Raw genomic sequence first — 25,790 nt, forward strand, 5'->3', positions numbered from 1 at the left:
TTCACATCAAAAAGGAGTGCATTTATTGATGCAATTTAAAATAGTTAGGAGAAACGTTTAACTAGTTGCTTAAGAATACAACGAGATGTTATCTTCTATCTACTTCGACTTAACAGACACCATGCGCACAGCATGATTATTCTGTTTGGTTATCTCCTTTTGCTTTGTGTCTACTTCTATAGTTATGCTGTGCCTACCACGTTGTGCCAACCACTGCCATTTCACTTCTTTCATTCTTGGATGCAGGTCATTAGGCGCTTCAATAGCATCGATCTTTTTACTATCGACTTTCTTTCCATCAACAATCAAATGAACTTCCACATCCTGCGCTATCAGGTTACCTATATTATGAACAGTAGCTGTTACTTCTATTGTCTGGCCTGGCACAATTGCACTCGGCAATTGAATATCTCTGTCTGCAATAGCCAGGTCTGCTACTGTGGTATTTGTATTTGCAGCAGTGCTTATCTGCTCAAGAGAAACCACCCAATTCATTTTAGAGGGAACGTCAAGTGATATAGTATTAACGCTTTCTACCAACACGATTTCTTTATCCGTTTTCAATTCATCTATAACACCATCATCATTGGTATCAATACCTGCTTTTAGCTTATAAAGTCCCGGTGCTACTAACCAGGTGCGCATCTCCACCTGTTTTTGTTTTCCAGCATTAAACAAAGACACCGTAGCTGAAGTGGTATTGCCTCTACGTACAAAAACAGACACGTCAGCACCTGTATTTTTCCACGTAGCCACTAAAGCAGGATACTCAAAGCCACTACCAAAATGTCCAGTATACATGCCAAACAACAGGTTACTACCCGGCACATACACCCTATCAGTAAACTTCACTTCGCTGGTTAACAAAGGGAAATTATAACGCAGTGAATTCAACAACTCTCCAAATCCTTTTATGATCTCTTCTTGATTGTTGCTGATATCATATTTGTTATAAGGCTGCCCATATTGCAACACCAGATTATCAAATGCGGGAATGGTTGTTACCTTTTTAGCCATGGCAAATAGTTTAGACAAGGGATGCTTATCCTCACTTCCTTCATTTGAATTACCAGACAGGTTGTCCTTCACCCATTCAAAAGATCCGGGGTTGCTTTGGCTTGCGTGCCTGGTACTATCCTGCATGATTTTCACAACCGATTGCAAGGGCCTTAAAAAATTTTCATTCCGGGTAATAGCATACATGCCCAGCAAATGATTATACAATTCACCTACATGGCCAAGACTTTCCCATCGATAATAGGGATACGTTAAGTTGGCATCATACCAAGTACCAGTATACCCGCCTATCTTGTCCGATGTAAATGCTATTGCTGCCGGAAATACACCTGCAGGTTTACCATTTTCTTCTCTTTCAGCATCTTCAACCCAGGCATTACACCATTCTGAAAAAGACTGCAATAGTTGGGGATTTTTATTGTACCAGGCAAGCCACAATCCTGGCAGGACAGCTCTTGCATTCAGCGGCACATCCACACCATAAGGCTCCTCTTCCCGCACCTGTGTTGCCGACAAATAATAAGATTTGAAATGACGATGGCCTCGTGGGGTCAGGCCGGTCCAGACGCCTGTAAAATTTTGCATGCTATACATACATCTTTCCACATATTCCGGATCGCCGTATTTAATAAGAAACATCGCTGGATGTGTATCTCTAAACAATTCTGCGGAGTGTTCTACATCATCCACTCTTTTGGCGAATCCACGCTCTAATATTTCACTATTCCAAACACCATCAGCTAATCTTGTATAGCCTAGTGTGGCGGTACTATCATCAGCACCTAGAATAGCAGGGAGCCACCACCTCAATATTTCTACATCGTCACCATACTTACCTCCCAGTTCACCATTTGCTGTTTGCTTTTCCTTTACCCACCAGTTGATGATATGCAACATCCGGTACATGGCCTCACGCTGGTAAACAGCCCATAAAGGTGCACCGTCCACAGGCTTCAGATCAACACCTATAGCAAATGGAACTAGCGTCCCTCTATACATCTGTAAGATTGAGTGATCGGGAAATTTAGACGACAAGAGTGTGAAATGCTTTTCAGATACCGTATCCGGATAAAAGGTCCTATCCTCTTTGCCCAACCAGTAATGAAGCCTTCCTCGTAAGTAGAGGGCTTTGTAATAAAGCGGGTTAGATGGATCAGCAACAATTTCCTTTAGCATGTCGGCTGCTACATAATACCGTTTGATAGCACTTAAGCCGGTTGCCTTTACCGCCCATGACCAACCTGCACCTTCAAAATAAGAGCAGGCCTGCAGATAGTTATTAGCCAGGCGAAGTTGCTTTGCAGTACTACTATCACCAGCATTTGTTTGCAACTGTTTTTCCAATCCCGCTGCATATTGCTTTACTGCCATTGTATCCATCTCTATGGATGCTGATAAATCAGTCGATGTTGGAAGGGCCCGCTGCGTAGTACACGCGCAAATACCTACTACAGCGAACAGCGATATAGCAACTAAGTATTTCAAGGACTCTTATTTAAGTTTAGAAATTTCAACACCAGCTGTAATCACAGCACCTAGCCCGCGCGGATCGTGATCTATGGTTGGACGGTTCATATAAAACGCATCATCAAAGCCAATCTCTGTACCCCGGCATATTCCATGCACCGTACCATCTTCATCGATCTTGCTTTTTACCGCATTCCATCCATTAACAGCATACTTCTTATAGTCTTTAGGCAGCCATCCTTTACGCACTCCCCTGGCTATAGCCAAAGTGAATAAGGCTGTGCAAGAAGTTTCTTCATAAGAATCTTTTCTATTCAGCAGCTGATGCCACATACCATTGGGCTCCTGGTAAGTAACCAATTTGCCTATATGCTCTTTGAACATTGACAGAACCGTTTTATACTCCTTATGAGATGTTGGCAACCAGGTTAATAATTCTGCTGTGGCCCACACAATCCATCCGTTGGCTCTTCCCCAATAAGCTTTGGACCTTTCTTGTGTATGACTAAACCAACCATGCTTATAAAGACCATTCGTATCCAGCAAATATTTTCTAAAGTTGACCACTTGTTTGGCCGCATCATCATAATACTTCTGCTCGCCTGTAATGCGTGCCATGCGCAACAAGAAAGGCACACTCATAAACAGGTCATCAGCCCATACGGTAAAGTTTATAGGCTCTGGGCGACAGAAAGTACCATCCTCCAAACGAATCTGCCCGTTGCTTACATAGTTGGCAATGGGATCAATCAGATGTCGTAAAGCACTGTCTTTGTTTTTAAGATATAACTCTACTAATGGTAAAGAAGGTGTGCCACTATCATCCAGCATGGATAAACGGAACATGCGATGAAAGCTTCCACGATAAGCGGACAATGAATCGTACTGCCATTTAAAGAAGGCGTTATTATCTATAATAAACTGGCTGTACTTTTTTACAAACTGCGTATAACGTTCATCTTCCAGCGCCATCATACTCCATAAGGTAGCGCCGTTGGCATAGTTCCAGTCAGCATACGAGTCGCGCTTATAAGTAGCATTCGAATTGATCTTTAATTCAGAAAGAAACGCTTCCGGAGCTGCCTGCCAGGCTATTATTTTTTCACCAGCTGCATAATGTGTTCGTAAAGGCTCTGTTGGCTGAAACGAATATGTAGCAGGGAATACTGCCATGCGCCAATCGCCTTTGGCCGCATCATCAAACTTTACAGCATCATCTACATCTTTATTATCCAGTACCGGCCGAATAAAAATGATGGGATCACCGGTGCCTCCTTCAAAAGAAACCAGTATCTCATTTTGGCCTTTTGTAAGATCAGCTGCAAATGCATGATCAAACTCAAACCTGCCATAGGCAATCTCCTGCGGATTACCAGCTTTGCCTTCGTTCTGTTGATACACCAGCTTTTTATTCACCCACACCTTTACGTTACCACTGCTATTAATACCAAAATTGGCTGCCCGATTACCCGTAGCATAAGCTTGCTGAAATGCATATGCCACCTGGCCTTTCTGCGGTGCTATGTGTCTGAAATTGATCACCTGCATGCCTAACTGTGCTTCCTGCGGCACTAGTTGCAGTTCAAAAGCTGTTTCCCGAATGACCTTATCAGCCACTTTTTTCGCCAATAACAATGCGGTGCTATCCTGTGCAACTAACATAGTGGACAGAACGAAGCAAGAGAAAAATGTGGCTCCAAAAACTTTAATCATTGGAAATGTTTTTAGACGTCTTATCCTTCAGTATATAACGACGGAAAGGAAAGAGCTTAGTACTATTCTTTATAGATCCATTGTTGCTATTGGTGATATAAATCACCGCATCAGTACTATTTGACGATTGAGCGTCGATACCGGAAAGTGAAAACAATTCTGTTTTTGTAATAGCTACACCAGGCCTGTAGTCTACTGCTTTGGAACGGATCTTTATATCGGAGAGTTTTACATCATTAGCATTGCTGATATAGAATCCGTAAGCCGGCAAGTGTCCAAACATATAGGCTTCGGGGTAGTCTTTTTCTTTTGCCTCAATGGTTCTATACATTTCACTGGTTGTGCCGCCACCACTTGTTTCAATACTGATATTGCTTAACGAAATACCTTCAATGGGATAACCATCTATACCAGAAAATGAACAACCAATTGTATCGGCACCCGTAGCAATGATATTAGCAATAGTCACGTTCTTTATTTTGCCCACTTGGGGCTCTGCTGCTTCATCGATATGCTTTCTTGCACGATTGCCCAAGCGCATAAACAAAGGAACTTGTGGACCTTCAATAACAATATTACTGATGGCAATGTTTTCCATGATACCGCCATCTACCACTTCCAGTGAAATACCGCTAATACCAGCAGGTCTTCCATAGATCGTGGTGGTTTGTTTTGATGGCTTGATCACACAATTATCAATAGTAACATTTCTAAAACCACCGGTGGATTCTGTACCGAATTTGATTGCATTGCAATGACTGCTAACGATACAGTTGGTGATGGTTATGTTTTCTGAGACCAATGTAGATGTACTTTTAATCGTGATACCATCATCGTCCGAATCGCCTGTTACATTATTGATTCTTACGTATTTGCTACCATCAATATCCATCATGTCGTTATTCTTGTTGGAATGGTTCCAGATCTTGACACCATCAATGAGCACGTATTCACATCCTAAATAATGCTGCATCCAAAATGCGGAATTGCGTAACTGCACATCTTTTACTGATACATTTTTGCATCCCACAAACCATAGCAGGTAGGGTCGGTTTTTATAACGATCGGGCTTTACCGTAGTTGTTACAGGGAACATTGCGCCCTGCCCATCGATAGTACCCAAACCTTCTATACCCACATTCTCCTGTCCCTTACAAAAGATCAGGCTTTGTCTTGCCCATAGTTCTCCATAGAATCGAATACCCCCATCCTGGTAGGGATATTTTTTAAGATCGGTATGACCCATTATAATAGCACCACTAGAAAGACTTAACACCACATTGCTTTTTAAAACCAACGTGCCCGTTAAAAATGTACCGGCAGGGAAATAAACTTTGCCTCCTGTTTTGGTACACGAATCGATGGCTCGCTGAATAAAGGCCGCGTTATCGGAAGTAGCATCACCCTTTGCTCCAAAAGAAGTAACATCATATATTTCTGCGCGGGCGCCAAAGCCAGCAAGAAGCAGTACAATACCCAATAAAGAACTACGCATACAATAAAACCCCCTTGCTATTTATTTAGTGAATAGTTGTTGATCTGCTCCTGCAGCCAGATCGCAGTGCGTTTGTAGGCCTCATCGATATTAGCAATACCCGTTTCATCGCCACCCACATCTATCGCAAAATGACCTTTATAGTTTATCTTTTGTAAGGTGCTGAAGAAAAGCTCCCAGTCTATATATCCATCGCCGGGTACCAGGTGTTCCACACGATAGCCCTTGTTGTCTGAAATATGTATATAATTGATACGGTCCGCTAAGCGTAGCAGACTTAAAGTAAGATTGTCTTTAAAATAATATTGATTGGCTGTATCCAGGTTAAACAGGAGATTAGGACAGTTAACAGCGTTGGCAAAATTGATAAAAGAATCGGTGGTGGTGATCAGACTACCATCGCAAGGGTGCATGTGATAAGCCAGGTTGCATTTAGCGGCAATGCGGCATGCCTGCTGATAAGTAAATACAAGATCCCTCCAATAATCACTCCATTCAAAACTTTTATTCACGCCCGACCTCATCAGGTACTCCTGTGAATAATGGCGTTTAATGGGGCCATTCTCCTGTCGGCCAAAATTGATCAACGGACCATTATCCAAAACAGCAGGTGCACCAAGGCATGTAGCTATTTCGCAACCCATTTCAAATAATTCAAGCGCCTCGCAGTGCTTGGCTGGATCAATTGAACCCAGATCCGGCAATACAATACATAAAACAGGTAAGGTACATTTATACGCAGCTAGTGTTTCAGCAATCTCGCTCTTATGCGTATATAGGTATTCAATATTTGCTTTACCAATTCCTTCCAGCTCAATGGAGCTAAACCCTAAGGCAGCCATCTCCTTTATATGAGCAGTTGTTTTGCTTATATCAGGAGGGTATCCATATTTGGAAATGGTATGCAAATAGGCACACGTAATTTTCTCAGTATAGCAGTGGTTATTCATATAAGCTCTCTTTAATCGTTTTCCGTGTACGTTAACGAATTTAACAGAAAATACTTAGAAAAAGAGCTTACCCTAGAAATATTTTACTGAATAACAGATACTTTATAACTGATAGTTTGTTTGAATATGGGTACTGCCGGTGTTACTTCCAACTCGATAGGAAAGGCTTTTAATGCAGGATAGGGTGTCCAAAACTTATCGCGGTTTCTGCCCAAAATAATCTTTGCATTGCCCGACACTAATTCAAACTTCAACTTCTTTTTACCGGTATTTATAATAACTGTACGATCATCTATTGCATTAAATGTTGCCCCTTCTGCATCAACAAAAGGTTCTACTATTTTAATTGCTGGCCAGGCATCGTGCCAGCTAAGTTGAATGGTCTTCTGGTACGTGTTATTAGTAAAAAGATAATCGATCGTATACCCTACGCCACCAGCCAATTGATTCTTATCTTTCAACTCCCCACTTGCATGAACGCCATAGTGGCCCTGCTGCGTAGAATCAATAGTTAAACGACTGTCAAACTCAAAGAGATTGGTAAAATAGCCCAGGCTATCGGTATACTCGATACGTGGCGTTAATGACATAGTACCGGGAGCTTCTGGAAAACTCATTGGCTCAGGCCTTGTATAAACAGTAGGGCTTGATGCCTGCAAAAACCCAAGATCCTTCATCCACAAATAAGATACAGCACCACCTGTGGGGCGATACATGTACTTACCCTTTGTACCGGCAGGATCTTTATAACGATAGCCCGTAATAGTGGCCATAAAATTCTCTGTACGCACTTCCACAACATCAAGTGTAGGAAACAATTTCATCCATCCTATTTTATCAGAATGAAGGGCCGTCAATTCGCGTGTTGCTTCCTTCTCCAATTCATACGCCATGGCTATGTTCTTAGCCTTGGCAAACGTGGGATAGATGCAGGGAGGCGTATCAAATACCGCTTCATGGTGCTGACCAAAACCAATCAGATCTTTTGCCTTATTCTTCATTAAAAATTGAAGATTGCGCATTGATGCGGATGCATATACTGGATCTTCATCGGCATACATACTAAACAATACCTGGCAACCGTCGGAAGTAGCGCTTCCGTAACCCGTCCATTTATTAGAACGTATACCCCACGAACCATCTAATGAACCATCAGGATAAATAAAGTACACATGATTTTTTAGTGCGCGTTTTACATAACCATCTACCAATGTATCGGCTGTTAGTCTTGCATACAAGCCCAGTCCCCACAACGACATCTCCATATCATATCCCAGATCAACACCCTGTTTATTTTTATAACTCCTTCCACCTTCGCCATTAATAAAACCATCTTCATCCATCTTAGATACTGTTCTATGTGCTAAAGCCTGCGCTTGATTACTATAGGCATTGTTACCAAAAAACTGACCTGCTTTTGCCAATGTAGCAGTTGTTGTAGCTACATAATTAATGCTGGCAAACTCAGGCGTCATGTTTTTAAATAAGAAATCAGCCGCTGCATTCATAGCGGTCTTCCAGGCTGTTTTTTCTTGCTCTTTTAATTTAGGAGAAAGTGATTCATACGCCAGCAGTAACATCAACAGTTGGTCGGTGGTAGTACCTTTCCATTCTTCTGGTGTTTCCTTCCAGCTTCCATCTTTCTCTTGCTGTTTCATCAGCCAATTAGCTGTAGCCAGTGCTGCTTTTAGATACGCTTCATCACCACTTATTTTATACATAATGGCAAATGGATAAACCGCTTCTGCTGCCCTTGTGTGCAGCACATTACAATGGGCACACTGTATAGCACCATACTGTGCATCCTCTTTTTGCACTACCTGCCGTTTGAGCAAAGCGCTGGTTAGCTCTTTCAATGCAGCAGCATAGGCTTTCTTTGTATTTATGCGCTGCGCGTTTATGGATAAACTAAGAACCAATAAAAGAGGAAGAACAATCAGGACCCGTGAAAAACGTACCATTCGTAATAAGGTTTAAATAGGCTTAGGCAACTGTGATTTAAAGGCTTACTATAAAGAAGCATGTGTAGCAACAACTGGTAACGCTTCGTGATAAGCTACCAGACCTTCAATGGGCGCGCACAGAAACGTTCCCTGCTTCATTTGAAATTGTTCGACAACTTCTGTTAGAATAGCTTGATATGTATATCCAATAGATCCTACACAATTGAAACTGTATTGCTGAAAATTGGGATATAGACTAACCAGGTTTTCAAACAACGCCACAAACGCTTTCCGTACAAGTTCATGCATATAAGTATGTTCAATATGCTGATGTACAAAGCGACTAAAACCGGCACAAAAACGATTGGGTAGCTTCTTTGAATAGATCTCATGGATAATATCGTTGGGCGTAAGATGAAACTCCTGCCAGAAGTTTTCTTTTATATCCTGAGGCATAACATCCCGGATATAATCACCTAATAGCTTTTTACCAATAGCAGTGCCACTGCCTTCATCGCCCAGGATATACCCCAGCGAATCAATGTTGTGCGTTATAGCCTTACCATCATAGAGGCAGGTATTGGTACCGGTACCTAATATGGCAGCAAAGCCTGCCTCGTTCCCCAGCAAGGCCCTTGCTGCAGCCAGCAGATCAAGCTCTATATAATTGTTTGCTGATGGAAAGATGGCTTTTAATGCCGTATCTAACACTTCTTTTTTCTCGGGATAACAGCCAGCCCCATAGAAATGAATTTCATCTACCTGATCAAGTGCAGCCTCCCTGGGCAACTGTAATTGTAATGATCGGACAATTTCATCGCTTGAAAGGAAATAGGGATTATATCCTTCGGTGGTAAAAAACAAGTGCTCTCCCTTCTCCTGCATCAAGCACCAACTGGTTTTAGTAGAACCGCTATCGGCAATTAGCTTCATGGTAAAATATAGATGGTAAATAGTATAGCAAACAATAGCTAATATAGTTTTTAATCCTTATTTGAGTTTTGTAAAGCGGAGCGCTTCGCGCTACTTGTTTCACGCAGAGGCGCAGAGGACGCAGACGGAGGAACCACGGAGGCACGGGGAACACAGGGTGACACAGAGAAGATTGTCTGAACCGGGATTTGGGGAGATTTTGAGATTAGGGAGAAATGGCGGATGGCAGATTTAAGTTGACAGGGAGGGAATATCGAACAAGGAACAAGGAATGATGAATATAGAAGTGGAGGAAATGTTCAATGCGCAATTATCAATGTTCAAGGTACAAGGAAAGAGAGAACTTGCTCTACAGGGCCTGGGGATTTCCTTCGCCAGATAGCCCCTACGTTGTTCACTTTATCTATGTGCATCCCATTGAGTGGTATCTCAGCATAGAACAGCCGTTCCGTTTTATGGACCTGCCGAATGAGGACATGCTGCAGTTTAAATGCTACGAACTGCGTGATTTGCTGCGCCTGTTTCGCAGCTCCGACGCTGGCGTTTTTGAATGGTTGCAATCGCCAACTGTTTACCGTCAGGACACCGCTTTTATGGAACCGCTACAAAAGCTTATGTATTCGTACTATTTAGAGCCTGTCGGTCGACGACATTATACAGACACAATCCGTAAACTCTTGGAACGGGATCTGCAAGCTGAAGAAGTCAGCCTGAAACAATATCTCTATGCCCTACGATCGGTATTGGCAGCACTATGGATACAGACCTATATCGATTATCCACCTATGGATTTTAATCGTTTGTGCAGCCTCGTAAGTGACCCAGTCATCCTTTCGCGTATCAATGGTTTATTGAAGTTAAAAGCCGCCACCTCTGAGCAGCATGCTATAGCACGCGATGAAGAACTGAACTTCTTCTTTGAGCAAACCAGGGAAAAATGTTTGGGCATGAGCCGTATAAAAAAGGATACCGATGCTGCCTCATTGAACAAATTGTTTAGAAAGATGGTTGGTCTCTGATGAGGAGCACTTATAAAAAAAGAAGGCTGTTTCATCAACAGCCTTCTTTTTTTATAAATAGGAAATCCAATTAAAACTTGACAATACTGAAGGAGCCTCCGCTCAATAGGTTTAATGGATTAGATGCGTTGGCATTTAATACAGTAATCTTTATTTGATCGCCAGCAGTAAGCTTTTTCACTACATGAAGCATTCCTCGTCCGAAAGCGACTGAGGTTGGTACAAAAACGCCATAATCAGTAAGAGTGCCGTTTACACTAAGATTAAGAGCAGGCGAACCGGCAGCTGAGTTACTAGCAACAGACGCAGAGATCATATAATTTCCAGTTACGCCTACTGTATAAATGTAGGTGCTGGTATTAAACGATCCGATAGTAGACGAAACACTAACGGTACTAAAGGGAACATCTACCATTGTACTGGCTGCAATATTATTTACTGCCGGGTTACTGGCTATAAGGTCAGTGCTTCCGCTACCTGCAGGACCTTGAGCACCTGTAGCGCCGGTTGCCCCAGTAGCACCTGTTGCACCTGTAGCACCAGTCGGTCCTTGTGGGCCTTGAGGGCCTTGTGATCCGTTGCACACATAGCGGGTCAACGCCACATTCACTTCACCGGCATCTAATGCACCATTACCATTGGCATCCAGACCGTATTCCATTTTAGTTCCACCCGTAGCACAGTTAGCACCTGCCGGTTCTGCAGTCGTTTTCACCAGGGAATTATAACCGCTGGCACCGGTAGCACCTGTGGGGCCGGTTGGACCCTGAGGACCATTAGCGCCGGTTGCACCTATTGCGCCCGTTGGCCCTTGTGGACCTGTAGCACCGGTGGCTCCCGTGGCACCAACATTACCTTGTGGCCCCTGCGATCCATTACATATATAACGGGTTAGTGCAACGTTTACTTCAGCTACATCTAACGTACCATTACCATTAGCGTCAAGGCCATGTTCTACTTTAGTTCCCCCGGTTGCACAATTGGCGCCCGCAGGTTCAGCAGTAGTTTTTACTAAAGTTGTTAATCCATTAGCACCAGCAGCGCCGGTAGCACCAGTTGGACCTATTGGACCCTGCGGACCAGTAGCACCAGTTGGGCCTTGAGCACCAGTAGCGCCGGTGGCCCCAATAGCTCCTGTAGCACCAACAGGTCCTTGTGGACCATTAGCACCTATGGCACCCGTAGCTCCTGTTGCGCCTACCGGCCCCTGTGGACCTGTTGCACCAGTTGCTCCGGTTGCACCTGCAGGACCTTGCAAACCCTGTGAACCATTACAGATATAGCGGGTTAAAGCAACATTCACTTCAGCCGCGTCTAACGTGCCATTGCTGTTAGCATCTAAACCATATTCTACTTTTACACCCCCAGTAGCACAATTAGCACCTGCTGCTTCCGCAGAAGTCTTTACCAGGGAGGTTTGACCGTTAGCACCAGTGGCGCCTGTAGCACCTGTAGCACCAACCGGTCCTTGAACCCCTTGGAGGCCTTGCGCTCCAGTAGCACCTGTCGGACCTGTAGCACCAGTCAACCCGGTGGGACCCTGCGGGCCCGTAGCACCTGTTAAACCAGTAGGTCCTTGCGGACCAGTGGCTCCAGTACTACCTTGAGCACCATTGCAGACATAGCGGGTTAGGGCTGCATCTATTTCACCAGCATCTAACGTGCCGTTGTTATTAACATCCAAGCCCATTTCTAGCTTAATACCACCCGTGGCACAATTAGCGCCGGCGGCTTCAGCAGTAGTCTTTACCAACGCGGTTTGTCCGTTAGCTCCAGTAGCGCCTGTGGCTCCAACCGGACCTGTTGGACCTTGTGGGCCGGTAGCACCTATGGCACCCGCAGGACCTGTAGCACCCGGAACACCTTGAAGTCCCTGTGTACCAGTAGCTCCAACAGGGCCTTGCGGACCCGTTAATCCTGTAGGTCCAGCTGGCCCTTGTGGTCCAACGGCTCCTTGTGGTCCTTGTAATCCCGTAGCGCCTACAGGGCCCGCCGGGCCGGCTGGTCCCTGCGCACCGGTACCACCAACAAACTGCCAGCTGGGGCTAGCCGCAGTTCCTTTATTATAATAAAAGCCTTCAGTGCCATCTGTTTGATAGATCATTAACCCTTTAGCAGGATTCGTGATGGCATTACGTTGTGCCGTTGTCATTCGGGGAATCAAAAGCCCTTTGTTGGTACTTTTTATATCCAGTTGTGCACTGTTGTCGGGGAGAGAGCCATCTGCATTAACGGCTACGTTCTGTGTTTGTCCCGACATACATGCCAGGAGCAAACCAGCCAGCAATGCCTTGCTCAGATGCTTTCTTGCAGGTTGAAACATTGGGTATGAATTAATATTTAGTCTTTAATAATCTTAATAGCAGGATGTGCGATGCCAGAGAAATGCATCATATAGGTACCGGCAGCCAAGAAACCAATCTCACACTTCACCTCATTCAGCCCTATTTCCGCTGCAATGGTTTTGCTAAACACCGTTAGTCCGTTGCCACTGGTTAGCCACAGCTGCACACTGGTAGCGGCAGGACTTGCAAAACGAATGGTAAGCGCTGACCTGGTAGGGTTAGGGAAGGCCAGGATGCGTAATTCATTGGGAAGCGTTACAAGGGAATGACTGATGGTACTGCCCAATGTGATGCGGCTGAGCGTATGAAGACCGCCTTGAATAACAGAATTGCCGGCTGTTTGATTCCCCCCCAACAAATTCCAGTTGCGGCTATTGCCCAGTGCGGACCAGGCCTTCAGCTCGTTTTCATTAATACCTGCCAGTTCTGCATCCAGGTAATGAAAGTTTACCGTGGCATTGAGCGACTGGTTATTGGTTGGCAACACATCGTAAAAGCGACGGATGCTGTACCCGCTGGCACTTACCTGTTGCTGATGGCCTCTTTTGATAAGCGTAGTGCCCATATTGACCTTACTGGTGATCTCCAGGCCCAGGTTGCCCGGATTGGCAGCAGCTGGCGCATTGAGTGTAGCCGTTCTTAAAACAAACCCTGTTGAAGAACTAGTTATATAAGAGTTAGCATGCTCACCCACCAGGTTGCCGGTAGTACCCAGGTTAATGTCAAAGCCATTCATATCCAGCACGCCCTGTGTTAGTACCAACTGATTGGAAACCGCTATAGGACCTAGCAGCTTTACACCGCCGGCCTGGTTCATTACCAGGTTGTAAAACTGTAGTGGCGATCCGGAACTAACGATAGTACTCGCCGTATTACCGGTCAGGCTTACGGTTCCATTACCGGCAGATATAGTACCGTTATTGACAATACCGCCGTTATTGACTACCAGGTGACCATCTCCATTGATAATCATATTACCACCGGATGTAACCGTTACTACCTGGGCAGCAGCGCTAATAGCAAACAGGGAAAAAAGCGGGGAAAGCAGTTTTAGAGTTTTTATCATGCAGGCAGTTAGTAGTACGAATAAAATGGTTTTGTTTTGTGCAGAAAGAAGGACAACAACGCCATGGCATCAATTCTTCCTCGTTCTTTACCTGCACCGTTTTCGGGGGCAAATGTTAGCAAAAATGGCCAGATTTGCAAGTTTCACGCCGCCAGAAGGTAATTTGCCGTATGTTTTCTGCTATTTCCAGACCGGCCAACGATCAAGTTCAGGGCAAAAGATAAATATCCTTGATGCACCGAAGGACTATAGAGCCAGCAGAAAGGATACAGGCAATTGAAAACGGGGTTTATTGTCACTCCAAACAGACTGTATAGCCCTTTCAGACAGTAAAACTATTGTCCCATACACCGGAAACTGCTATTTTTCCGCTTTTTACCTATCAAAACTGACGCTATGAGAACGTTATCCTGTATCATCTTGCTTTTCAGCTCCCTGCTGGTTTGTGGCCAATCGAAAAAAGAAGTTAGTGTAGATGATTTTGTTCAATCCATTCAAAAAACACAGGAATCTGGCGATACCATGAAGATGGTGTTTTGGTTTCCTACGGAATTCTGGGATGTAGTAAACAGAACCACGCCCGACTATGATTCCGCTAGTGTTAAGCTTCTTGAGGTAATGGTAGAAGACTATCTCATTTTTGCGGTTGTGGATGGTTTCTTTTCTACTGATGGCGGCCAGTTTAAAACGGAAGCTGAAATGCGCAAAACCATTCGTCTCATCGACAAAGACAATAAGGTATACCCTCCCTTGTCAACCATAGAAGTACCAAAGCCACTAAATCATATCATGTCGTCAATGAAACCAATGCTTACCAACATGTTGGGCAACGTAGGCAGTGGCTTCAACTTCTTTTACTTCAAGGTAAAAGACGCGAACAATAAAGATCTGATCAGCGCTACCCAAAAAGGGGCTTTTTCTATAAAACTTAACAATGCGGACTTTACCTGGAGCCTGCCCCTGGCAGCCTACCTACCCGGTAAGCTATGCCCCGTTGACCAGGTAAAAATGAATACCGAATGGGCATTCTGTCCTTTTCATGGCAATAAACTGGTTCAATAAACCATAAATATTACTAACTCAATGCTATGATAAAATCAGCAAGTGGCCATTGTATAGCAGTCCTCTTACTAGTCGTTTTAAGACAAACTACATTGTAGGCACAGGCCCGGGAGCTGCCTACTCCGCTTCAGGTGATGGAGCGATACATGCAGGTTTCCGGCGACTTTTCACGCATGGCCAACACCCGTATACTGGTAAGTTCTGACCCTTTCAATGGCGTTGTGATGGATGTAGAGATCATAAAAGACTCTACCAACCGCATGCGTCAAACCGTAGTGGTTTACGACTCGGCCCGCAGTAAAAAGTTATCAGAAACCATTACCATTTATAACAGGGGCAAAGCCATAAAGATTGAAGACGGCAAAAAAGAGCCGGTAACAGATATCAAGTTGCTGGATGAAATGCAGCTCTACTCGTACATGTTTTCCGAGGTGGCTTACAATAAAGAAAACTTCACGTTGGAAATGGAAGGGATTGAAACCATTAAAAACAGTGATTATTATAGGATAAAATCCACCTCTCCTAACGGCATTATACGAACGAATTATTATGATAAAGAAACTGGCTTTCTAGTATATATTGACAATGAGGAAGTCAAAAGTCACCTGATGGATTACCAAAAGATCAACGGCCTTATGTATCCCATGGCCACTTATACTGAAGGTGCCAACGGTGCGGTATACACCCTACGCATCAAGGCCATTTATAGCAATGAAAAGCTAAAGCCCGGCCTGTTTACCCTCTAAAACTTCACTAAAAACACAGAACCCATTGCCCAAAGAGCATCCACCCCACCCTAAAAGGGAAACACACAAGGAATGGTTGGTGGCTGGTTTTCAGGTTGTGAGGTTTGTACGTTCATTTAATGTGAGAGCAACCCTTCCTTCAGCAAGTTCAGGATAAAGTTGGGGTGAAAGTTATTACTAGCTGCACCTGAGTGATGGTATAAAAGTTGGCCGCAGGAAGCGTACCCAAGTAGAGCGGACCGCCTTTACAGAAAGCGGCCTTTTCCGCCGCTTTAACATTGATTGTTGAGCATTGAACATTCCTCTCTCCCCCAATTACAAATTCCTTCTCTCCTTTCCTCCTTCGGTTCTTTTATCTCTAAGCTTCATTATACCCTTCTCGCAGCTCATAGCTCACGGCTCATAGCTTTTCCGCTACACTTAAATCAGCCATCCCATCTGCGGTCCCTACCTTTGCGCTTTAGCAGGAATATGGAATTCAAAGATTTTAATCTCAATAAACGATTAGTGAACGCGCTTGATGACATGGGTTATAGCACGCCCACGCCTATCCAGGAGCATGCTTTCTCTGTGGCCATGAGCGGGGCCGATGTGTGTGGTATAGCACAGACCGGAACCGGTAAAACCATTGCCTACCTTCTTCCCCTGCTCAACCAGTGGAAGTACAATAAAGACAAAGACCCGCAGATACTGGTACTGGTGCCTACGCGCGAGCTGGTAACACAGGTAGTGGAAACGGTAAAACAGCTGTCCACCTACCTGAGCCTGGATGTAAAAGGTATCTATGGCGGTGTGAACATGAACACCCAGCGACTGGAGCTGCAAGACGGCTGCGATGTGCTGGTAGCTACCCCTGGCCGGCTGTACGACCTGGCCGTGGTGGGTGCTTTTAAAGTAAAGACCATCAAAAAGCTGGTGATCGATGAAATGGACGAAATGCTAAACCTTGGCTTTCGCACCCAGCTCAAAAATATAATGGACCTGCTGCCGCAGCGTCGTCAAAACCTCTTGTTCTCCGCTACCCTGATCGAGGAAGTGGAGGAAATACTCTCCGAGTTTTTAAACAACCCCGTACGGGTAGAAGCGGCACCTGCCGGTACGCCGGTAGAAGGTGTGGAGCAGACCGCCTACGAAGTACCTAATTTTTACACCAAGGTAAACCTGCTAAAACTCTTGTTGACTGAAGATGATACCATGCGTAAGGTGCTGGTGTTTACCGCCTCTAAAAGCCAGGCCGACCAGCTGTGGGAAGAACTGGAGTCGGGGCTTGATGAACCTTTTGGCCTTATTCATTCTAACAAAGAGCAGAACTACCGGTTCAATACCGTGAAGCAATTCAAACAAGGCATCTACCGCGTGCTCATAGCCACCGACATTGTGGCCCGTGGTATTGACATTGCCGAAGTAACCCATGTCATCAACTTCGACCTGCCCGATCAACCCGAAAGTTATATACATCGTATAGGTCGCACGGGTAGGGCCGAAGCAAAAGGCATAGCCATCAGCTTTATTACCGAAAAAGACGCTAAGGCCCGCGAAGCCATAGAAGACCTGATGAAGTTTTCCATTCCGGTATCGCCATTACCAGAGCACCTGGAAATCTCCACCCGACTCACTGAAGACGAGATCCCCAAGGTATACGTGAAAGAGATCGAAATAAAGTTGCCTAAAAAAGAAGAACGCGGACCTGCCTTTCATGAAAAGAAGGAAAAGAACAAGAAGGTGAATGTGCGGGTAAGCCATAAAGACAAAATGATGAAGAAATACGGCAAGCCGAAGAAGAGGGGAGCGAAGAAGTAAGGACTAGGATTGGAGGATTAGCTGATGGAGTTGACAGGTTAACAGGTTGATAAGTTGACAAGGAAGGGAATATTGAACAAGGAACAAGGAATAATGAAGGAAGAAGTGGAGGAAAGGCACAAGGGGCAAGAAACAAGGAACAAGAAAGGAAATGTTCAATGCTCAACGTTCAACACTCAATGAGCAATTAAAAAGTAGAAAAATAAAAGAGAGAAAAACGCTGCCTACGGAGTGCTTTTCTGTTTTAAAGCATGTTTGATCTTCTGGTTATGTGCGTTGGCACTCCTCCCCTTCGGGAGGCCGGGAGGGGCCTCACGTTTGACGTTTGACGTTTCACGTATTTTCACTTTGGAATTTTAAACACATGGTTTCTAACGATCCCTTACATGGCAAAACATTGGAGATGATCCTTACGCAACTGGTGGATCATTATGGCTGGCCCGAGCTGGGCAACCGCATCCGCATCAATTGCTTTATCAGCAATCCCAGCATCAAATCGAGCCTCACCTTCTTACGTAAAACACCCTGGGCCCGGCAGAAGGTGGAGACACTGTATGTGCGTATGTTGAAGAATCGCGGATAAAGACAAGAAAAGCTGCACGCTGCAAGGTCGTGAGTGGTGAGTGGTGAGTGGCGAGTGTCGTGAGACGTGAAAGAGGACGGCTGCAAGCTACACGCTGCACGCTACACGCCAAGAGTCAATCTCTTTTATAGTTCTCTTCTCTCTTTATTGAACATTGATCGTTGAGCATTGAACATTCCTTCACTTCATTATTCTTCCTTCCTTGCTCATTGTCCCCTGTTACTTCTTTAAGAATACCAAACGTTGGGTATTGGCTTCCATCTGAGGTACCCCTATTTTTGCTCCCCTTAAACAGGCTTTACACAGCTTCATTCATTTAATACCTTAACTCATACACTCTATAAAAACAACCTTATGAAAAGTTACGCCCCCTTCAGACTCTTGCTGTCATTCTTCTGTTTTGCCGCTTTGGCTTGCCATAAAAAAGACAAACCACAAAACCCCGAAGAACAGCTGGCTGAAAATCGCAAGGCAGATGCCGCCCACAATAACAGCATTACGCCCGGTGTAGGCAATGTGTTCTATACCGACAAACTGACGCCCAATGCTACCAACCAGCTGGTATTTAAGATTGCCTATAATAATGATACCCTTGCAGGATATGGCAAGATCAATAGCAGCGGTCAGCTTCAATACCTGACATCTACCGTGCTAGCCAAGAAAGGCAATACAGAATTATTAGTAACCGAATTGTTTCCCGAAGTATCCAAGAGCCGGATGTACACCATTCTGAATGGTATAAAAGGCTCCATTGTAGTGGAAATGAATCATATTTCTGGTACCCGCGTAGCCATGTCGGTACTGGACCTGGATTGGGCCACCGGCACTTCTAAAGTGATCAAAGAATCGTACTTCGAAAACGGTAAGCCCACAGCAAACTATAGCTCTTTCAAACTGACAGGTGAGGGTGGCAACCGGGTGTATAATTGTGCAGAACCACAACCCAGTGATGATATCAGCAAATCTGTAGACAATTCCCTGGATTATTTCCAATGTGGTGGTCATGCCTATGATACGTATCCCGCGCTGCAGGCGGTAAAAACGGCCATCACCTCGGCGATCGAGTCCATGAAGAACGCTGGCCAGACCTTTCAAAGCAAGTTAGACCAGCTCAATGCCCTGCAGGCCAATTACAGTTATCTCAATAGCATTTTTACCAGCATCAATGACAAGATTTCGGGATACAAGTTTGAGAGAACGGTACTCGGCGGACTTTTAAAACAGCTGGAAGAATTGATCAACAAACTAAAGGCCCAACTAAAGCCCGATGTGTTGCTGGTACCGTTTGAGCAGGCCTCTGATCTGAACTACGATGAAGTAACGGACAACGAAATCAAGCTGGCCTTTACCCTGATCGATAACAAAACCAAATTGCCCTACACAGAACAACCGGTAGGTGTGGATATGGCCTTTTTAATTCCAGGCACTAATGAAGCCGTGCACATGGAAAGCAAGTTTACGTCGACCGTTAATGGACTGGTAACCTTTAAGCTGGACCCAACAACCATACCTAACTACCAGGCGTATACGACCTTGACGGCTAAGTATGCGTTCACCAGCGATGACTGGACTAAGAGTGCTACTAAACCCATTACCTTATATTTCATTAAACCTAAGCTGGTTTTAGGTAGCGGCGGCACGGTTCCCTTCTCGTTCTCCTTTGAAACAGGTGTCAAAAAAACCTTTAAGATAGTAAATGAAGATGGCCGCGCTATTGTGGTGAACTACAATGACGTAACACTGGTTAACTCCAACCCAAAAGTGAACTATGCCCTCTTAAAAGGCACGAGCGACTTTGAGCTGACCTTATCGACAGATGAACTGACCGACCAGACCACCACCGTGGATGTATTCTATAAACAAAAGAAGCTTCAAACCATTTCAGCCACAGTGACAACAGCCTGTGGCGATGCGCCTGTGATCAATGGGATAACGTTAGACTGTGCTTCCTCAGGTATCCGGTTCAATGTTTCTTTTACAGCCGGTGGTTCGGGAATTATCCCAAGTGGAGGCAGCGGCTGGTGTGATCCTGCAGAAACCTGTTACCCGGTTCGGCTTTATTTCCTTAACCCCGGTGCTACGGAGTGGAGCATTGCTTACAATGGGTATAGTGCAAGTATGGTTTCCGGCACGGTGAACCAGGGCGTAGTGGGTATTTATATCAAGAATTGTTTAAGTGGTAAATCGGCTGCCGAAAGTTTGCAGGCGTATTACACAGGGTATCGCTGGCGGGTAGAGCTCATGAACCGATGCAACAAGCGAAGCAACATCGTTGAATTCTAACAACATAGATGTTGTCTATTTCATAAAGCGGCTGCCAATACTAAAAATTGGCAGCCGCTTTTTTTACCAGGTATGTATTGGGCTACAGAAGCACTATTGTTTTGGCGTTCGAAATACCTGGCGAACCTCATTCATTGTTGATTTTGTTGCTTCTGTTAGGAATACGTCTTGACAGGTTTTTGTTTGAAATGCTCCTTCTTGCCTCTTGCTTTACGTTCTTTTTTCCTTGATGGACCGCGGAATGGCAGGATTAGTAGGATTAACAGGATTAGAGGTTTCTAGTTCTAAGTGTTCTTTCTTCTTCTTTCTTTTTTCCTATTTGGACCACGGATGGGTGGGATTTGGAATGGATTAGCAGGATGAGAAACTTTTTATTTTTAGTGCGCCTTCTACCTCTGGCTTTTCAACTTTTTTCCTTGATGAAAAAAGTTGAGCAAAAAAATCAAGGCCCGCCAATGCGCCTCCGGCTGCCGGGCCACCCACGCACAGCAACACCCCACTGCTTTAATCTTTCATCAGGATAGGTAGGTCGTTTTTAATGTACCCTTCCCAACGTTGGGTGCAAGGAGCAAAGAAGGTAGCGAACGCTGCTATGCGAAGAAACGGCAGGCGCTGTATATTCCGCCCGACTCTAATAATACAGAGAGGCTGTAAACTCGGGGCGCAATATAAGGCGCTGGACCAGCCTGCTATATTTGCTTAGATGTTGTGGCTTGGGGATTGTGGGCTTTGCTTTCTGGTATTGGCGCATTGTTAGTTCTGTTATAATGCAACTCTAAGTAACAATAAAAACATTCGAACACTTTGGGTGTAAAACTCCAAATTCCCTTCTTCCTTCATCATTCCTTGTTCCTTGTTCATTATTGTCTTATCCCTTGTTCACTATTCCCTTCCTGTCATCTGTCCTCTATCCTCAGTCATCCCTCCGCGTCCCTCCTTGCCTCCGTGGTTCCTCTGTTCCGCGCCTTGGCGCGCTCTGCTTGCCGCTGCTCTCCCTTCGACTAGCTCAGGATTTGCTACATTCGGCCTTTATACTAATGACGATCGAACATCCATCTCAATACCTGCCCAAGGAGCTTATAGACAAGCTTCGGGCTGTAGCGCCGGAAGCAGAAAAGCTGGGGCAGCTACATCCCGAACAACTGGCCATTATTCATGACCAAGGATGGTTGAATATGCTGGTAGCAAAAGCGTATGGCGGATTGGACCTGTCACTGGCAGATGTATTGCGGACTGAAGAAGCACTAGCCTGGACCGATGGCAGTGTAGGCTGGGTGGTAACGCTTTGTAGCGGTGCAGGCTGGTTTGCCGGGTTCTTAGATGAAGCACTGGCCAAGGAAGTATTTTCTCATCCACAGGTATGCATAGCCGGTAGTGGCGCCACAACAGGCACCGCTACAGAAACGGAAAGCGGTTATACCATCACTGGTTTTTGGAAGCATGCCTCCGGCGCACATCATGCCACAGCGTTTACTGCTAATTGTCAAATAGAAAGAGAGGGGGAATTGCTTCTTGATACTAAGGGGCAACCTGTAATACGCACTTTCTTATTCTTAAAAGAAGAAGTGACCCTGCACCCTACCTGGAATGCCATGGGTATGATGGCTACGGGCAGTCATGCGTTTTCAGTAACCAACCTGCACGTACCACCTAATCGCTGCTTTATCATAACACCTGAACAGGCACAACTACCTGATGCTATCTATCAATATCCTTTTTTACAATTGGCAGAAACCACGCTGGCAGTGAACCTATCAGGCATGGCCATGCGCTTTATTGATCTTTGTAAGGAATATGCTACTGCCAAACTAGAACGTAATGGCCGTTCTACATCACACCTCTTGTTGTTTACGGAAGCGGCACAAGCGCAACTGAATACGTTGCGTCAAGTGTTTTATGATACCGTGCAGGAGTCTTGCGAATCTTTATTGGAAGCGACCAGCATTAGCGATTCGCCTTTTTCATCCGTGAGCGCAACCAGTAAGGAGTTGCTATTCAAAGGACGTCAACTGGTGAATGAACTTTATCCTTACTGTGGACTGCAAGCTGCAGCTACCAGCACCGAAATGAACCGCATCTGGCGAAACCTGCATACAGCGGGGCAACATGCTCTGTTTCGTTCTATTTGAGAACTGGGAATTTGGGATTGGGAATTTGGAATTTGAAATCAGACATCTTCAAATCCGCCATCAGCCATTCAACGGCAACAGTATCTCAAACACCGTTCCTTCATTTTCCTTACCCCTTGCGGTAATGGTACCACCATGCCGCTCTACGATCTTTTTACAAAGCGATAGTCCCAGACCGGCACCTTCATATTTATCTTTTGAATGAAGCCGGGCAAACGCCCCAAAGATCTTTTCGGCATATTCCTGCTCAAAGCCAATACCGTTGTCTTGCAGCCGGATGCGGGTCACCGCTTTCCCATTCAACTCCATTTCTTCTGTGGTAATGTTTATGACTGGTGGCACGCCCACCCTGGCAAACTTGAGCGAGTTGCTGATCAGGTTATAAAAAAGCTGGTGCAGCATTACCGGCGACCCGTACAAGGTGAGCAGATTGGAAAAACGGATCGTAGCATCATTCTGCTGCATCACCAACTCCAGGTCAATGGCCACATTTTTTATCAGCAGGTTCAGATCTACCGACTCATATAATTCTTCCACCGCGCTAATGGTAGAATAGGCCAGCACACCATTGATCATGGACAACATACGATTGCTGGCAGCTTGCACCCTATCGAGGTAAAAACCAGTTTTTTCATCCCGGTTTCCATTAAGGGTTGCTTTCACGCGACTGAGAAAGAAATTCATCTTACGTACCGGTTCTTTCAGATCATGAGAAGCCACATGCACAAACTGCTGCAGGTCTTCATTGCTTTGTTTCAGTTCTTTGGTTCTATCCGCCACCATGTTTTCCAGCTGTTCAGTAAATGTTTTTTGATCGTGTATTTCGGTGCCGGTACCAAACCATTTGGTTATAGCGCCTGTTTCGTCACGGAGCGGCAAGGCCCTGCCCAGGAACCAACGATACTGCCCATCGTGTCGCCGTAGGCGGTATTCAAACTCGTAGGGCTCTCCGGTTTCTAAACTGTGCCGCCAGGTTTCCCATGCAGGCTCCTGGTCGTCCGGATGAAAGAGCTCATTCCATCTTTCGCCTTTGGTTTCGTTGTAGTTGAGGCCTGTATAATCGTAAAACTGCTTATTGTAATAATAATGGTAGCCGTCGGGACGGGCCAGCCAAAAGATCTGTGGTAAAAAGTTCATGGCAAACTGGAACTCTTTATGGCTTTCCTCTATCTCCTTCCGGGCCACCACCTGGTCGGTTACATCAATAGCCACGGCAATGATCTTCGTAACTACGCCATCGCTGTTTTTGATGGGTTGGTAAACAAAGTTCAGATACGCGGTTTCCTGCATATGGTCACGGTGAAGGGAAACCGGCATTTCGTGGGCGGTAAAAGGCTCTCCCGTGGTATATACGTGTTGTATAACATGTGCCAATTCCTGTTCACCCGCTATTGGCAACACCTCAAATACCGGACGGCCCACTATTTCCTCAAAGCGTTTTCCCCAAAGTTCCAGCATGCGATCGTTAGCCACCTCCACTATAAAGGAAGGCACACTTCCTATACACATGGCTACAGGCGCATGCAACACCAGGTTACGCAGGTTACTTTCGCTTTGCTGCAAGGCCTCCTCTACTTCTTTTTGTTTGGTAATATCTACCGTTACACCGGCCAGGCGATAGGTTTTTCCACTTTCATCAATAAAAGCCTTGGCTTTTGCACGTACCCAGCGCAAGCGGCCATCGGCTGGACTAACCACCCGGTATTCGTTTTCATAGCCTCCTACTTCCCCTCTTAAGGCTTTCTGAACAGCAGCATCGGTCCGTTCCCGATCTTCGGGATACAAGGCACTCAAATAATAACTGTAATCAACCGTAGCATCGGGCGGCAGACCAAACAGCTCTTTTGTACGCGACGACCAGATCAACGTATCCGTTTGCACATCATAATCAAAGTAGCCAAGCTCCCCGCCTTCCATGGCCAGGAGCAATTGCTCTTCGCTGCGTTTCAAAGCGTCTTCTATTTTGCGCTGTTCGGTAATGTCGGTGTTGGTACCAAACCACCCGATGATGGTGCCATCGCCTTTACGTACCGGCACCGCACGGGATAGAAACCAGCGGTATTCACCTTCTTTGCTGCGTATGAGAAAAGTATCTTCCCAGGAGCTACCCGATTCAAAGGCTTTTTTGAGGCGGTGTACCACACCTTCTACCATGTCGGGGTGATGCACTTTGCGCCAGCCCCAGCCCCTCATTTCTTCCGGGGTGGTGCCGGTATAATCATACCATCTGTCGTTATACCAATAGATCAATCCACTTGGATCCGTCATCCAGGCCAGTTGTGGAATGGAATTGGCCATGGTGCGGAAGCGTACCTCACTTTCTTCTACTTTCTGCTGGGCTTCTACCATTTGGGTCACATCGTGCGAGATCGTGAACACACCTGCCGGTTTATTGCTGCCTTCATCATAATAAGGCTGGTACACCATATCGAAGTAGTGCTTTTCTTCTTTACCGTTAGGATACGAGGTTACCGGCACCGCTTTTCCATAATAGGTTTCGCCGGTGTTGTATACATGGTCAAACAGCTCAACAACACCCTGACCTTTTAATTCCGGTATACCTTCCAGCAAAGGCTTGCCAAGGATCTCCGGCCCCCGGCCCCATAGTTTATAGGCACAGGCATTGGCCAGTTCCATCACATGTTCCGGGCCCCGCGCCACGCCAATTACAGCAGGGGTTTGCAAAAAGAGGTTGTAGGCCTGCTCTATGCCTTTGATCTTTTCTTGGCATTGGTCGGCTTTTATCAGTGTCGTAACATCTTCTGCTGTATGAATAATGTAGATCAGCTTGCCTTGGGCATCTAAAACGGGGACATTATAGGCCCGCCAGTATTTTTCGGTAAATGTGCCATCGCCGTTAGGGATGTTGTAACGCTGCGGGGGTAGTGCATGCGGTTCATTATAATGTATCACATGTTCAAACGAAGCACTCAGGTTGGTCTCGCCGGTAAAGTTGGCGTCCAGTGGGCTTTCGGGAAATATTTCAAAGTGTCCTTTGCCGATGACGTCGGCCCGGCTCATGCCCCATGTGCGTACAAAGTCATTGCTAACCGCTACTACAGTAAACTTAGGAGGATCTGGCAAAAGGGCTTCACTCACTCCTGGCCGGGCTTCAAACAAGGTATAGTCTATCACTTTATTACAGCTCTTCGTTAATGATCAAAAGGGTAACGATAGAGACGGAGCCTAGTCTTCAAGAGGTACTATGGCATTGGAACAATTATCATTCCCTTTTGGGA

Annotated in this window: 16 protein-coding genes; 7 read left to right on the top strand and 9 right to left on the bottom strand. The window is 45.4% G+C overall.

Annotated features, from left to right (window positions below; genetic code table 11):
- Positions 1–99 precede the first annotated feature (99 nt).
- The 6 genes from SY85_RS14220 to SY85_RS14245 form a co-directional block, all read right to left on the bottom strand.
- Positions 100–2,502: a CARDB domain-containing protein gene (locus tag SY85_RS14220; RefSeq protein WP_148661203.1), complete on the bottom strand. Its 2,403-nt coding sequence runs from the start codon at positions 2,500–2,502 to the stop codon at positions 100–102.
- A gap of 6 nt (positions 2,503–2,508) precedes the next feature.
- On the bottom strand, positions 2,509–4,197 hold the full coding sequence (locus SY85_RS14225; RefSeq protein WP_066405576.1) for a glycoside hydrolase family 88/105 protein: 1,689 nt from the start codon (positions 4,195–4,197) through the stop codon (positions 2,509–2,511).
- Entirely contained in the window at positions 4,190–5,692 is a 1,503-nt protein-coding gene (locus SY85_RS14230) for a glycoside hydrolase family 28 protein (RefSeq protein WP_099459389.1), read from the bottom strand. Before SY85_RS14230 ends, SY85_RS14225 begins: the two co-directional genes overlap by 8 nt.
- A 17-nt stretch (positions 5,693–5,709) precedes the next feature.
- A complete protein-coding gene (locus SY85_RS14235) occupies positions 5,710–6,642 on the bottom strand; it encodes a sugar phosphate isomerase/epimerase family protein (RefSeq protein ID WP_066405578.1) in 933 nt (310 codons plus the stop codon).
- A gap of 83 nt (positions 6,643–6,725) precedes the next feature.
- Positions 6,726–8,603 carry an ulvan lysase-like protein gene (locus SY85_RS14240; RefSeq protein WP_066405579.1) on the bottom strand — a complete coding sequence of 626 codons (1,878 nt, stop codon included), beginning with the start codon at positions 8,601–8,603 and terminating at the stop codon, positions 6,726–6,728.
- Between the two features lie 48 nt (positions 8,604–8,651).
- The gene (locus SY85_RS14245) at positions 8,652–9,518 is read right to left on the bottom strand and encodes an N-acetylglucosamine kinase (protein WP_066405580.1); all 867 of its coding nucleotides are present in this window, start codon (positions 9,516–9,518) and stop codon (positions 8,652–8,654) included.
- Positions 9,519–9,862: 344 nt separating this feature from the next.
- On the opposite strand from SY85_RS14245, the gene SY85_RS14250 reads away from it, so the two are divergent.
- A complete protein-coding gene (locus SY85_RS14250) occupies positions 9,863–10,537 on the top strand; it encodes a DNA polymerase beta superfamily protein (protein ID WP_158512976.1) in 675 nt (224 codons plus the stop codon).
- Positions 10,538–10,607: 70 nt separating this feature from the next.
- On the opposite strand, the gene SY85_RS26140 is transcribed toward SY85_RS14250, so the two are convergent.
- Positions 10,608–12,860, bottom strand: a complete 2,253-nt coding sequence (locus SY85_RS26140; protein WP_066405582.1) for a DUF7151 family protein — start codon at positions 12,858–12,860, stop codon at positions 10,608–10,610.
- Positions 12,861–12,877: 17 nt separating this feature from the next.
- Positions 12,878–13,948, bottom strand: a complete 1,071-nt coding sequence (locus SY85_RS14260; RefSeq protein WP_066405583.1) for a hypothetical protein — start codon at positions 13,946–13,948, stop codon at positions 12,878–12,880.
- Positions 13,949–14,344: 396 nt separating this feature from the next.
- On the opposite strand from SY85_RS14260, the gene SY85_RS14270 reads away from it, so the two are divergent.
- From SY85_RS14270 to SY85_RS14295, 6 genes are all read left to right on the top strand, one after another.
- Positions 14,345–15,010, top strand: coding sequence for a hypothetical protein (locus SY85_RS14270; RefSeq protein ID WP_066405585.1), 666 nt, complete (start codon positions 14,345–14,347; stop codon positions 15,008–15,010).
- Between the two features lie 134 nt (positions 15,011–15,144).
- Positions 15,145–15,756, top strand: a complete 612-nt coding sequence (locus SY85_RS14275; RefSeq protein WP_066405586.1) for a hypothetical protein — start codon at positions 15,145–15,147, stop codon at positions 15,754–15,756.
- 471 nt (positions 15,757–16,227) lie between these two features.
- The gene (locus SY85_RS14280) at positions 16,228–17,556 is read left to right on the top strand and encodes a DEAD/DEAH box helicase (protein WP_066405587.1); all 1,329 of its coding nucleotides are present in this window, start codon (positions 16,228–16,230) and stop codon (positions 17,554–17,556) included.
- Positions 17,557–17,881: 325 nt separating this feature from the next.
- Complete coding sequence (locus tag SY85_RS14285) at positions 17,882–18,139, top strand: VF530 family protein (protein WP_226998836.1); 258 nt, start codon at positions 17,882–17,884, stop codon at positions 18,137–18,139.
- Between the two features lie 354 nt (positions 18,140–18,493).
- Positions 18,494–20,422, top strand: a complete 1,929-nt coding sequence (locus SY85_RS14290; protein ID WP_066405589.1) for a hypothetical protein — start codon at positions 18,494–18,496, stop codon at positions 20,420–20,422.
- Positions 20,423–21,459: 1,037 nt separating this feature from the next.
- Positions 21,460–22,551 (top strand): acyl-CoA dehydrogenase family protein, encoded by a 1,092-nt coding sequence (locus SY85_RS14295; RefSeq protein ID WP_066405590.1) that lies wholly within the window; start codon positions 21,460–21,462, stop codon positions 22,549–22,551.
- Between the two features lie 60 nt (positions 22,552–22,611).
- Here SY85_RS14295 and SY85_RS14300 read toward each other — a convergent pair whose 3' ends face one another.
- Complete coding sequence (locus SY85_RS14300; RefSeq protein WP_066405591.1) at positions 22,612–25,686, bottom strand: PAS domain S-box protein; 3,075 nt, start codon at positions 25,684–25,686, stop codon at positions 22,612–22,614.
- Positions 25,687–25,790 lie beyond the last annotated feature (104 nt).

It is taken from the genome of Flavisolibacter tropicus (genome assembly GCF_001644645.1).
Lineage (GTDB): Bacteria > Bacteroidota > Bacteroidia > Chitinophagales > Chitinophagaceae > Flavisolibacter > Flavisolibacter tropicus.

What these genes read in the sequence shown, in the direction of transcription:
- SY85_RS14280 (WP_066405587.1), top strand. Translation starts at nt 16,228, where the DNA reads ATGGAATTCAAAGATTTTAATCTCAATAAACGATTAGTGAACGCGCTT.
- SY85_RS14275 (WP_066405586.1), top strand. Translation starts at nt 15,145, where the DNA reads ATGGAGCGATACATGCAGGTTTCCGGCGACTTTTCACGCATGGCCAAC.
- SY85_RS14270 (WP_066405585.1), top strand. Translation starts at nt 14,345, where the DNA reads ATGAGAACGTTATCCTGTATCATCTTGCTTTTCAGCTCCCTGCTGGTT.
- SY85_RS14235 (WP_066405578.1), bottom strand. Translation starts at nt 6,642, where the DNA reads ATGAATAACCACTGCTATACTGAGAAAATTACGTGTGCCTATTTGCAT.
- SY85_RS14225 (WP_066405576.1), bottom strand. Translation starts at nt 4,197, where the DNA reads ATGATTAAAGTTTTTGGAGCCACATTTTTCTCTTGCTTCGTTCTGTCC.
- SY85_RS14295 (WP_066405590.1), top strand. Translation starts at nt 21,460, where the DNA reads ATGACGATCGAACATCCATCTCAATACCTGCCCAAGGAGCTTATAGAC.
- SY85_RS14245 (WP_066405580.1), bottom strand. Translation starts at nt 9,518, where the DNA reads ATGAAGCTAATTGCCGATAGCGGTTCTACTAAAACCAGTTGGTGCTTG.
- SY85_RS26140 (WP_066405582.1), bottom strand. Translation starts at nt 12,860, where the DNA reads ATGTTTCAACCTGCAAGAAAGCATCTGAGCAAGGCATTGCTGGCTGGT.
- SY85_RS14230 (WP_099459389.1), bottom strand. Translation starts at nt 5,692, where the DNA reads ATGCGTAGTTCTTTATTGGGTATTGTACTGCTTCTTGCTGGCTTTGGC.
- SY85_RS14290 (WP_066405589.1), top strand. Translation starts at nt 18,494, where the DNA reads ATGAAAAGTTACGCCCCCTTCAGACTCTTGCTGTCATTCTTCTGTTTT.
- SY85_RS14240 (WP_066405579.1), bottom strand. Translation starts at nt 8,603, where the DNA reads ATGGTACGTTTTTCACGGGTCCTGATTGTTCTTCCTCTTTTATTGGTT.
- SY85_RS14260 (WP_066405583.1), bottom strand. Translation starts at nt 13,948, where the DNA reads ATGATAAAAACTCTAAAACTGCTTTCCCCGCTTTTTTCCCTGTTTGCT.